This is a genomic window from Pseudodesulfovibrio halophilus DSM 5663 (genome assembly GCF_059568665.1).
The window spans coordinates 84299-94982 of the sequence record NZ_JCANTV010000003.1 but is presented as its reverse complement, the minus strand read 5'-3'; the positions used below and the strand labels follow the sequence as shown (position 1 = coordinate 94982).

12 protein-coding genes and 1 tRNA gene are annotated in these 10684 nt (G+C 58.3%); 11 read left to right on the top strand and 2 right to left on the bottom strand.

Going from position 1 to position 10684, the window contains the following annotated elements; all coding sequences use genetic code 11:
- The 5 genes from BR24_RS01425 to BR24_RS01405 form a co-directional block, all read left to right on the top strand.
- On the top strand, nucleotides 1–285 hold a 285-nt coding region (locus BR24_RS01425), incomplete at its 5' end, for an integrase core domain-containing protein (RefSeq protein ID WP_496539733.1).
- Between the two features lie 955 nt (nucleotides 286–1240).
- Nucleotides 1241–2209, top strand: coding sequence for a phage integrase N-terminal domain-containing protein (locus tag BR24_RS01420; RefSeq protein WP_496539732.1), 969 nt, complete (start codon nucleotides 1241–1243; stop codon nucleotides 2207–2209).
- 165 nt (nucleotides 2210–2374) lie between these two features.
- On the top strand, nucleotides 2375–2677 hold the full coding sequence (locus BR24_RS01415) for a hypothetical protein (protein WP_496539731.1): 303 nt from the start codon (nucleotides 2375–2377) through the stop codon (nucleotides 2675–2677).
- Between the two features lie 57 nt (nucleotides 2678–2734).
- Nucleotides 2735–2935, top strand: coding sequence for a helix-turn-helix domain-containing protein (locus tag BR24_RS01410; protein WP_496539730.1), 201 nt, complete (start codon nucleotides 2735–2737; stop codon nucleotides 2933–2935).
- Nucleotides 2936–2937: 2 nt separating this feature from the next.
- A complete protein-coding gene (locus BR24_RS01405) occupies nucleotides 2938–4062 on the top strand; it encodes a tyrosine-type recombinase/integrase (RefSeq protein ID WP_496539729.1) in 1125 nt (374 codons plus the stop codon).
- An 85-nt stretch (nucleotides 4063–4147) separates the two neighbouring features.
- Here BR24_RS01405 and BR24_RS01400 read toward each other — a convergent pair.
- Nucleotides 4148–4223: transfer RNA gene (locus BR24_RS01400), tRNA-Ala, on the bottom strand.
- Nucleotides 4224–4375: 152 nt separating this feature from the next.
- Here BR24_RS01400 and BR24_RS01395 point away from each other — a divergent pair.
- Nucleotides 4376–4969: a MarC family protein gene (locus tag BR24_RS01395; RefSeq protein WP_496539728.1), complete on the top strand. Its 594-nt coding sequence runs from the start codon at nucleotides 4376–4378 to the stop codon at nucleotides 4967–4969.
- Here BR24_RS01395 and BR24_RS01390 read toward each other — a convergent pair whose 3' ends face one another.
- The gene (locus tag BR24_RS01390) at nucleotides 4970–5374 is read right to left on the bottom strand and encodes a GNAT family N-acetyltransferase (protein WP_496539727.1); all 405 of its coding nucleotides are present in this window, start codon (nucleotides 5372–5374) and stop codon (nucleotides 4970–4972) included. It lies immediately after the preceding gene.
- Between the two features lie 176 nt (nucleotides 5375–5550).
- Here BR24_RS01390 and BR24_RS01385 point away from each other — a divergent pair, with 176 nt between their 5' ends.
- From BR24_RS01385 to BR24_RS01365, 5 genes are read left to right on the top strand one after another with little or no spacing between them, the layout of a single operon-like run.
- Entirely contained in the window at nucleotides 5551–6546 is a 996-nt protein-coding gene (locus BR24_RS01385) for an ABC transporter permease (protein WP_496539726.1), read from the top strand.
- Nucleotides 6543–7385: an ABC transporter permease gene (locus tag BR24_RS01380; protein ID WP_496539725.1), complete on the top strand. Its 843-nt coding sequence runs from the start codon at nucleotides 6543–6545 to the stop codon at nucleotides 7383–7385. The genes BR24_RS01385 and BR24_RS01380 overlap by 4 nt, the downstream gene beginning before the upstream one ends.
- A complete protein-coding gene (locus BR24_RS01375; protein WP_496539724.1) occupies nucleotides 7385–7864 on the top strand; it encodes a GNAT family N-acetyltransferase in 480 nt (159 codons plus the stop codon). Before BR24_RS01380 ends, BR24_RS01375 begins: the two co-directional genes overlap by 1 nt.
- Nucleotides 7857–9041: an alginate lyase family protein gene (locus BR24_RS01370; RefSeq protein WP_496539723.1), complete on the top strand. Its 1185-nt coding sequence runs from the start codon at nucleotides 7857–7859 to the stop codon at nucleotides 9039–9041. The genes BR24_RS01375 and BR24_RS01370 overlap by 8 nt, the downstream gene beginning before the upstream one ends.
- A 9-nt stretch (nucleotides 9042–9050) precedes the next feature.
- On the top strand, nucleotides 9051–10670 hold the full coding sequence (locus tag BR24_RS01365; protein ID WP_496539722.1) for a DNA repair protein RecN: 1620 nt from the start codon (nucleotides 9051–9053) through the stop codon (nucleotides 10668–10670).
- Nucleotides 10671–10684 lie beyond the last annotated feature (14 nt).

Genomic DNA, 10684 nt, shown 5'->3' with positions numbered 1-10684 from the left:
CACGGCGTTGAGCTGGACTTTATCCAGCCGGGCAAGCCGACACAGAACTCATATATCGAGCGCTTCAACAGGACATATCGGGAGGAAGTATTGGATCTGTATATCTTCGACAGCTTGAGCGAAGTCCGCCAAAGCACCGAGGAGTTTGTCAGGGAGTACAATGAGGAGCGGCCTCATGAATCTCTCGGCAACATGACGCCAATCGAATTTGCAGCCCAGAGGGCAGGGGGGACCCCCTGCCCTCTGGGCAACCTCAAAAAACCGGTCGGAAATCTCTACACTTAACTGGCCCTAAGATGGGGGGACTTTACACGTCCATCCCGCAACTCGCGTAATGGGATGACGAAACCGTCTTCGAGGCTTTGCGCGAGCTACGGTGGTCGGGGATCCGTATTGTCCTCCTTGCCGCCATCGCCACCCTGACGGACGCGACAAAGGTTATCTCCGCCTCACAACCAATGCGGTATATCATTGGCAATATTACTTTTTTAAGAACACGTAAAAAATCAAAAACGTTTTGCATGTTAGAATCGTAAACCACTCGTTACGCATTCTTTATAACAACATTGTTCACGCCTCCCAAACAAATCACGTCGTGTGTGAAATATTTTCAAAAAACATACCCAGCAGACTTGAATTTCGTATCTGGGACGAGATAAGGACGTCCAGATTCAGAAATCTGTAGGAGGCGTTCACCTGATTTTTCGTTGCTCAGCAACGCACCTTCCTTGATCGAAGACCATAATTTGGTCAGAGCGTTACGGGCCGTTCCGGCCCACACAATTTCCGATCCACTTCACACGACTGCCCCTTCCGTGGGCCGATTTCCCATCCGTCAGTACCTTGTACTGACGGATGGCTGAACCATCCGAGACACCGCACCATTCCTGCATTCCGGCTGAGGCGTCCTTACTGAACGTGCGTTCCCAACGCCGAGTAAGGACTTGTCGGGAAAGCTTTTCCTTTCTTCGCGACCCAAGATGCTTCTGCGTTTCAGGCAGTGAGCATGGTCGATTTCGATATAGATGTGATTAGGGTTCCACTCTTTGCACGTCAGCAGCCATTGCGGCGCGTCCTTTAGGGCGCAGTGACGTCGGAATCAACACATTCACCGTCCCGAAGCATCTGAATCCCTTATTCATTTGCAATCACATACATCGATTTCTTCAGGACCATCTCCGATTCTTCGGTCCGCCCGATTTGGGCGAAGGAAAATCTTTCCTTCAACATTCTAATTTATTTGGGGATTAACATACCAAAAGACGGATTAATCACGGGCATCCATCGGGCCTCACTGCACGGCAGTGCAAAGACGGTGGCAAATAACGTAGACGCTGCAGAGCGTTTCGTTCAGACAGCAAGAGAGCTGGGCATCAAAACCCAGAAATGGTCAAACCTCACGAACCGACACGTTCACGAAGTTGTCCGGGAATGGCAGCAGGAAGGCCTGAAGGATTCCACCATCAAGGGCTATATGTCAGGCGTTCGCGCGCTGGCAAGGGCTTGGGGAAACCGGAAGGTCGCCGAGACGGACAATAAGCGTTTTGACATCGGGAACAGGATTTACGTCGACAACGTTGACAAGTCGATTCTGCCAGAGCCGTATGAAAAGGCAGTCACCGCTTTACGGAGCGGCAATGACATTGAGCAACGTGTAGGGATTGTTCTTGAGCTGGCCCGCCATCTAGGGCTTCGTTTTGAAGAAGCCTACAAGTTCGATTGTCAACATTCGCTTGTCGGTGGGAACACCCCGGAAACCTTCACAGCCCTGTACATCACAGACGGCACGAAAGGCGGTCGGGACAGGAATCTCCACACCATCACCCCCCAAATGCGTGAAATCGTGGCACGTCATCACGATTTCACTGCAGGCCGAGGCAACTTGATGATGCCGGGATGGAAAGAAAAATCCGTCCGACAGGAGTTTTACAAGATTGCCCGAAAAAATGGCATCTCCAGAAAGGAAAGCAACGGGTCATTTCACGCAGCGAGACACGCACGCGCTCACGAGATATTCCGCGAAACATGTGGCTTTGAACCACCATGTCGGCACGCAAGCAAAGAAGACTTCCTTGCTGCTGCCAGAGCAAGCCGGGGCGACGACTACGCACGGCTTGTGAACGAAGCGGAAGTGCAAGTACGCACGCAGTTCGGTCACGGAGCTGGACGAAGAGATATAAGCGCACAATATCTTGGCAGCTGGAAATAACCTCCTTTTCATGGCAATTGAAGAAGCCCCGCCAAGGGGCTTTATTTTTTGCATTTTTAAAGATTCTTGTAACAGGAAGGGACGTCTTGTCGTCCCTTCTTTTTTAATTTTTCCCTAACAAGTTAGGGAGAAAATTAAAAAATTCATTCCTCCCGCGCGCGGTCCTTGGCCGCGCCCGCCAGCATGGCCTTTTGCCGTTCATCAATTTGGTTTCACTTCGCAGAGCTTGCTTCGCTGCGCACTGCTGCGTTCAACAAAATTTCTTCACGTCTGCAACGCCATGGGGTGGCTCCTTTTTATGCTTTGCAACAACGCATGAAGAATCCCGGAAAAAGAAAAGGACAGATCGGCAGAAAGAAAAATGATCTTTTTCAAAAAAAACCTACCCGTGACTATTGCCCATTTTTTTATCCCATGATTTGTAATGGAGGATTGGTCTTGGGCAATCGTGCCTTGGCCGCAAAATGAAGTGCAGACTGGACGTTTATACGTTGGAGGCTTCGACGTGCACCAGAGGAACACTTCATGGGAGAAATCAGACTTCTGACGATTCAGGAAACCGCAGATATTCTGCGGATGCACCGGTCCTCCATTTCACGCATGATTAGAGATGGTGAATTGCCGTGCGTTAAGATACGATCCAGAAAGCTGGTCCGGGAAGAGGACCTGCGTGGGTTCATTGACAATCACATCGCGAAAGCGGGCGAAAGGTCACGGGAGGACTAGTTATGGCAACAGTCACCCTGGAAAAACGCCCGAGAAAGAAAGGATGCAGCTACGTCGTCAAGTACGTCGACCCAGAGACAAAGCGAAAGCGTTACCACGGCACGTTCAGAACATGGCGTGAGGCGGACCGGGAGATTACCCGTCTGAAAGTTGTTCTTGAAGGCGGGGAAATGCCGGAATCACCGCAGGCGCGTAATCGTATGCGCGGCAAGACCTTCGGGGAAATTGCTGCGCTGTGCGAAGAAGAGTGGAAACGACGCGTCAAGGAAGGCAGCCTTGGGAAGAACACGCTTACTGGTTATCTTGGCAACCTGAAGCGCTTGGTCGCGGTTTGGGGAGGCAAGCCCTTGGGCATCCTAAGCGAAAAAGTCATTTTGGACTTCCGCGCTGATGAGGCCCACAAGAATTCCCCGGCTTCGGCGAACCGGTACCTGTTCATAGTCAAACAGGTTTTCAAGCAGGCCGTGAAGGAAGGCGTGCTGAAAGCAGACCCTGCAAGGGAGATTGGCTACCTGAACGAAGAGCAGCACGAACGAAAGAAGTTCCTGAAACCGGAACAGGTCGACGTGCTCCTCGCAAAGGCAGGGGAAAGCCGAGCAAAGCATTATCTTCCTTTGGCCATTCTGCTGGCCGTGGAACATGGTTGCAGTCGTCAGGAGATCCTTGACCTGAAATGGGCTGATATCGATTTCAACGGTAAAGGCCTGATTCGCTTCTTCCGCACGAAGAACCGCAGGGAGCGCTTGCACCACATCATGCCCAGAACCCGAGATGCTCTGATCGCCCGACGCGTCCATTTGGAAGAGCGTCGAACAAAGCGGGGCATTACCGTGAAGGGTGACCATGTTGTCGGACACTTGGATGGAACCCGGATGGGTGAGTTCAAGAGCGCATGGAAGAATGTCTGCAAGGCCTGCGGACTTGACGATCTGCACTTCCACGACAACCGACACACCTACTGTTCAAGCATCGTTCTTGCCGGAGGCAAGCTTGCAATGGCCGGAGCCCTTATCGGGCACAAGGATTTGCGCATGACCAAGCGGTACACGAACCTTGAAGAGCTGCAGGACAATCCCGCCCAAGAAAGGTTGGCCCAGTATTACGCAAAAGCCGGAAATTCGGATTAGGCCACATTTGGACCACAAACCGGATTTCCGACCGTCTGGCAACAAAAAATGGCTCCGGTAATCTACCGAAGCCATTAAGGAAAATTGGTGGAGCTGGACAGAATCGAACTGACGACCTCTTGAATGCCATTCAAGCGCTCTCCCAACTGAGCTACAGCCCCACTGCGTTGGGAGAAATGGATTTATCCAAATCAAGATAGGCTGTCAACCGCAAATTATGGGTTTCCGCAGCATAAAGGCTATGCAAAATGGCCGTTGCTTTTCACTGCGACCTCGTCCATAGTCCCCGCGCAAAAGCCACGGGAGGTGCCTCATGATAGAGTTGTTCATCAGCCTGACCATCAAACTTTTCTTTCTGCTGACGCCGTTCTTCGTGCTCAGCGTCTTCCTGTCCATGACCGAGGACATGGACGTGCCCGCGCAGCGAAAGCTCGCGCTCAGGGTCGTTCTCTCCGTCATGGTCATCAGCCTCGTGCTCTATTTCGGCGGAAACACCATCTTCGCCACACTCGGTATCACCCTTGACGGCTTCAGGATCGGCACGGGAAGTCTGCTCTTTCTTTCTGCGGTCTCGCTCGTGTCCGGCAAACGGTCGCAGCCCGAACCGGAAGACGACGGCGACGTCGCCGTGGTACCGCTGGCCATGCCAATCACCGTGGGTCCCGCGACAATCGGGACGCTGCTCATCCTCGGTGCGGAGCTGGAAAACCCCGCAGAAAAACTTGTCGGCGCGGTGGCACTGGTGGCAGCCTGCTGCTGCGTGGGGGCGCTGCTTTTCTCGGCCGCGGCCATCAAGAAGATCATCGGCCGCACCGGGCTCGCCATGCTCACCAAAATCACCGGACTGGTGCTCTCCGCACTCGCCGCGCAGATCGTCTTCACCGGTGTCCGCAACTTCCTGACCTGATCAGGACGGAAGCGATCCCGCGAACATCGGCAGCTTGCCGTCGCCCCGGTGCAGGCCACAGCGTTCATAGAATCCGACGGCTTCGGCATAGGAAATGAGGGCGATGCGCGGAAAATCCGCGTATTCATTCAACAGGCGAGTCACCAGCTCGCGCCCGATGCCGCGCCCCTGCCAATCGCGGTGGACCAGCACATACGGCACGTAAGCCGCCATACAGCCGTCGGAGATGCTGTTCGCCAGTCCGACGGGCTTCCCTTCGCACCAGGCACTCACCACACGGTGCGAATTGCACATGGCGCGCACAAGCTCTTCGGGCCGCTCTGCCGAAGCCCAGCCCACCGAAGCGAACAGCTCCGCCAGATCATCGGCCGTAAATTCGTTTTGCGTTGAATACCGTATCCACATCGTCGTTACCTCCTGTAAATCATTTCGTATTCTCGGACGGCGGGGACGGCAAATACCGGTTTGGCAACGCTGCGATACCTTACGGGACATGACGACCACGCAACCGCAATTGCAACAAGGGCGGGAATGACGTAAGTAAATCGGCAGGTTCAGAAATGGTCGCAACGGAGACACGCATGAACGCCGTACTCAAACGAATACTCGTCAAGCTGGGATGGACCGCCGTGGTCTTCCTCGGCATCACGGTGATCAGTTTCTGGGTGATCCATCTGGCTCCGGGCTCCCCCACCGACCTTCAGACGACGCTCAACCCGCAGGCCGACACCGAAGCGCGGCAGCGGCTCGAGGAGCTCTACGGCCTCGACAAGCCCATACACATACAATACGCGGCCTGGCTCGGCAGACTCGTCCGGCTGGACTTCGGCAAGTCGCTCTCGGGCGACCATCGCCCCGTCTGGGACAAGATCAAGGAGCGGCTGCCGCTGACGTTCGGCATGAACGTGGCGAGCCTCGTGCTGACGCTGATTATCGCGGTGCCCATCGGGGTCGCGGCGGCGTGGCGGCGCGGCGGCTGGTTCGACAGGATATCGACGGTGCTCGTGTTCGTGGGCTTTGCCATGCCCGGATTCTGGCTCGCGCTACTGCTGATGCTCTGGCTGGGCATATACTGGCCGGTGCTGCCCATCTCGGGCCTTACCAGCATGGGATTCGACCAGATGGCGTGGCATGAACAGCTCGCGGACCTAGCGCGTCATCTTGCCATGCCCATATTCATCTATACCTTCGGCAGCTGGGCCGGGCTTTCCCGCTACATGCGCTCCGGGATGCTCGAAGTGCTGCGGCAGGACTACATCATGACGGCCCGGGCCAAGGGACTCTCAAGCCGAGCGGTGCTGTACCGCCACGCCCTGAGAAACGCCCTGCTGCCCGTCATAACCATCCTCGGCCTTTCGGTGCCCACGCTCATCGGCGGATCGGTCATCATCGAATCCATTTTCGCTCTGCCGGGTCTGGGGCAGCTTTTCTACGAAGGCGTGATGGCGCGGGACTATCCGCTCATCATGGGCAGCCTCGTCCTCGGCGCGGTCCTGACGCTCGCGGGCAACCTGCTTGCCGACATCGGCTACGGGCTGGCGGACCCCCGCATCCGGGTTTCCGGGAGGGACGCATGATCAAAGGACCGCTGCGCCGACCTTCGTTTCTTTCGAGAAACGCCCTGTTCATCATCGGCGTCACACTGGTGGCGGTCATGTCCCTCGGCGCGGTCCTTGCCCCATGGATATCCCCGTACGATCCCAACGCCATCAACGTGAACGCCATGCTGCTGCCCCCCAGCGCGGCGCACCCCCTCGGCACCGACGCGCTCGGACGTGACGTGCTTTCGCGCATCCTGTTCGGCGGGCGCGTGTCCCTGTGGGTGGGCTTCGTGGCCGTGGGCATTTCGACCGCCATCGGCGTGGCGCTGGGACTTATCTCAGGCTATTTCGGCAAACTCGTGGATGAAATCATCATGCGCGGCGTTGATGTTATGCTCTGCTTCCCCTCGTTTTTCCTCATCCTCGCGGTCATCGCCTTTCTGGAACCGAGCCTGTTCAACATCATGGCGGTCATCGGCGTGACCTCGTGGATGGGCGTGGCCCGTCTGGTGCGGGCCGAAACGCTGGGCCTCAAGCAGCGCGACTTCATCCGGGCCGCACGCGCCGCAGGAGCCGGTCCCGGGCGCATCATCCTCCGCCACATCCTTCCCAACGCGCTTTCGCCGGTCCTCGTCTCTGCCACGCTGGGAGTCGCCGGGGCAATCCTCGTGGAATCGTCCCTGTCCTTTCTCGGCCTGGGCGTGCAGGCGCCCGAGCCGAGCTGGGGCAACATGCTCACCGAGGGCAAGGAAGTGTTGGGCGTGGCGTGGTGGTTGTCCGTGTTTCCCGGTCTGGCCATCCTTTTCACGGTGCTGGGATACAACCTGCTCGGCGAGTCCCTGCGCGACATCCTCGACCCGAGGTTGCGCCAATGATGGAAGAATACATCATCCGCCCCGCCTCATCCGGCGACGTCCCGGACATCGAACGAATCCTCAAGGAGTCGTTCGAAGCCAGCTACGCCATGTTCATGCCGCCGGAGTTCATCGAGAACTGGGAGCGCAAAGATCTTGCGGGCAGCCTCGCCCGTCGTGCGTGGCCTGAGTTTTCCGTGGCCGAGGTCGGCGGCAGACCGTGCGGCGTGGTACAGGTTCAGGACGCGCATCTGGCGGAACTCTGGGTTGCTCCGGAGTGCATGCGACAGGGCATCGGCTCCCGGCTGCTGCAGCACGCCGAATGGCTCGTGGCAACGCGCGGATACAGGATGGCCACGCTGTTCGTCTACGACATCAACGTCACGGCCCGTGAGTTCTACCGGAAGCACGGCTGGACCGTCTCCAACGCTTTCCTGTCCAAGGAGGTCCCCGGCAGCACCGTGCTGGAGAAAACCAAGCAGGTCGGCAGGAATGCATAAGTCACTCGTTTGCCTCATCCTTTTCTGTGTCCTGATTCCGACATCGGCTAGCTCGAACACGATCATCTTCGACCCGCAGGTGCTGCACGAAAACAGGGCCCGCATCCGAAAGGGCGACATGCGGCTCATGGACGCCTACGACAAGCTCGTCCGCGAAGCGCGGGAGCTGCTGCAAGAGGACTGCCCCAGCGTGACGGACAAGGGGCACGCTCCCGCGGGCATATCCCTTCACGACTATGTGAGCCTCTCCCCCTACTGGTGGCCGAATCCCGACTCGCCTGACGGGCTGCCCTACGTCCGGCGCGACGGAGAGAGGAATCCCGAAGCCGACGAAACTCGCTTCGATTCCGAACGGATGCAGCGAATGGCCTTCATGGCGGAGACGCTTGCGCTGGCCTACTGGTTCACGCAGGACGAACGGTTTGCCGAGAAATGTGCGCAGGTCCTCAAGGTATGGTTTCTCAACTCCGAAACCGCCATGAACCCGAATCTTCACAACGCACAGTTCCGGCCGGGGCACAAAGGCTCCGGCGGGGGCATCATCGTCGGCAACGTCCTCGTTCGCGTGGTCGACGCCGCCCTGCTGCTCCGTGGCTCGCCGCACTGGCCCGGGTCCTGCGACATCAACCTGCGGGACTGGTTCAGCCGCCTCGGGCAGTGGCTGCTATACAGTCCCGAAGGACGCCGCGAGATGGCGCGCGGCAACAACCGCTCCTCCTGGCACACGGCACAGGTCGCGGTATACTCCCTGTACGCCGGACTGCCGGGGATCGCAGAAGACATGGCCCGCAGGGGACGTGAACTCATCGAGAACCAGTGCGCCCCGGACGGCTCGCAGCCTTACGAACTCAATCGCTCAAGGCCGCTCAAGTATTCCTTTTTCAACCTCAAGGCGCTGTTCACCCTCGCCTCCGCTGTGGAGAGCACCTGCTGTTCGCTCTGGAATCATCAATCGCGACAGGGCAAATCGTTGCGCAAGATGCTGGACAAGGTGGCCCCCTGCCTTGTCGAGCCGGACCGCTGCCCCGACATACCTTCCCGGGATTTTTCCCCGTGGCCCTATGCAGGGGTTTTACGAAAGGCTTCCGTCGTGTATAAGAATCCGGGTTACGAAGAAATCCTTCACCGGCTCCCCGGCGAGAGACTCGCTCGGGACCGCTCAAACCTCGCTTACTGACGAGACCACATGCTCGAACTGCTGCGCATCCGAAACCTCGCGCTCATCGAAGACGCGGAACTGGAATTCGGCCCCGGTATGAACACCCTCACAGGTGAGACCGGAGCGGGAAAATCCTTCATTCTGCGCGCCGTGGATTTCATCACGGGCGAAAAGATGGACCGCAAGCTCGTGCGCCCCGGTGCCGACAAGGCCGAGGTGGAAGCCCTGTTCATCCTTCCGCAGGGAGAGACGGTCATCCGCCGCGAACTCAGCGCGGAGACCGGCCGCAGCCGCATCTTCATCAACGACCGCCTCAGCTCGCAGGAGGCGGTGCGCGAGCTCAAGCCGCAGCTGGTCATCCATACCAGCCAGCACGGACAGCAGAAACTGCTTTCCCCCGCGTTTCAATCCGAGCTGCTCGACTCCTTCCTGCCCGACCCGGGCATCCTCGATGAGCGCAACAGCCTCTGGGCCGAGCTAAAATCCGTTCTGGCGGAGATGGAGGAGCTTGATCGCAAATGCGAAGAGATCGCGGGCCAGCGCGACTTTCTGGAATTCCAGAAGCGCGAGATCGCCGAGGTGAACCCGCAACCCGGCGAAGAGGAAGCGCTGGAGGAACGCAAGACGGTCCTCAAGGAGCGTGAGCAGGCGGGCGAATGTTTCCGCAACGCACTCGACGCCATTCACGGCGACAGCAATCTGCTGGACGGCCTGACCCTGCTCTCGCGGGAGATGGGCATCATATCCCGTCTGTTCCCGGACATGGAGCAGGACCACGACGTGGTCGAGGAGTTCCGGCTCAGGCTGCACGAGATCGACTCGCGCCTGCGCCGCGGCCCGGAACACGTGCACGACGATGACGACGACATGACGCTCGACGACATCGAAAAGCGCCTCTTCAAACTTTCCCAGCTGCGGCGCAAGATGGGCCGCAACATCGCCGATCTGGTGAACCTTGCCGCCGAAGTGGAAGAGAAACTCTCCTTCCACGACGCCTGTTCGCTGGACCGCAAGACTCTGGAGCGCCGCGAGGCAGAGATCGTTGAGCAGCTCTCCGACACCCTCGACAGGCTCGGCAAGGCCCGCCGCAAGGCCGCCAGAGAGCTCGCGCTGCGCATCGAGGGCGAACTGTCGGACCTCGGCTTTTCCGAGCACGTCAAGATCGACTTCGAATTCAGTGACGTGCCGCTTCACGACGGCGTCACCGACCTGAAGGCCCGCCTCATGTGGACGCCCAACCCGGGCCAGCCGCCGCAGCCGCTGGACAAGATCGCTTCGGGCGGTGAGCTCTCACGCCTGCTGCTGGCTCTCACGAGTCTCAGGCGAAACGCCGGGGGCGACCACCTGCCCACCCTGATCTTCGACGAAGTGGACGCCGGTATCGGCGGCCTGACGCTCGGCAGCGTGGGACGCAAGCTGGCAGAACTGGCTGACCGGCAGCAGATGATCCTCATCACCCACTGGCCCCAGCTCGCCGGCCGTGCCGAACGCCACTTCTCCATTCTCAAGGAAGTGGTGGACGGCGAGACCTTCACCCGCTGCGACGAGCTCAAGGGCGAGGACATTCGCCGCGAGCTGATCCGCATGGCCGGCGGCGGCGCGCAGGGCGAAGCCATGGCCGACAAGCTCCTTCACGACAACGACTGACCATGAATCTCCTC

Bases quoted from the DNA above. Each gene is read 5' to 3' on its own strand.
- BR24_RS01380 (WP_496539725.1), top strand. From the start codon at position 6,543: ATGATCAAAGGACCGCTGCGCCGACCTTCGTTTCTTTCGAGAAACGCC.
- BR24_RS01375 (WP_496539724.1), top strand. From the start codon at position 7,385: ATGGAAGAATACATCATCCGCCCCGCCTCATCCGGCGACGTCCCGGAC.
- BR24_RS01370 (WP_496539723.1), top strand. From the start codon at position 7,857: ATGCATAAGTCACTCGTTTGCCTCATCCTTTTCTGTGTCCTGATTCCG.
- BR24_RS01385 (WP_496539726.1), top strand. From the start codon at position 5,551: ATGAACGCCGTACTCAAACGAATACTCGTCAAGCTGGGATGGACCGCC.
- BR24_RS01390 (WP_496539727.1), bottom strand. From the start codon at position 5,374: ATGTGGATACGGTATTCAACGCAAAACGAATTTACGGCCGATGATCTG.
- BR24_RS01405 (WP_496539729.1), top strand. From the start codon at position 2,938: ATGGCAACAGTCACCCTGGAAAAACGCCCGAGAAAGAAAGGATGCAGC.
- BR24_RS01365 (WP_496539722.1), top strand. From the start codon at position 9,051: ATGCTCGAACTGCTGCGCATCCGAAACCTCGCGCTCATCGAAGACGCG.
- BR24_RS01410 (WP_496539730.1), top strand. From the start codon at position 2,735: ATGGGAGAAATCAGACTTCTGACGATTCAGGAAACCGCAGATATTCTG.
- BR24_RS01395 (WP_496539728.1), top strand. From the start codon at position 4,376: ATGATAGAGTTGTTCATCAGCCTGACCATCAAACTTTTCTTTCTGCTG.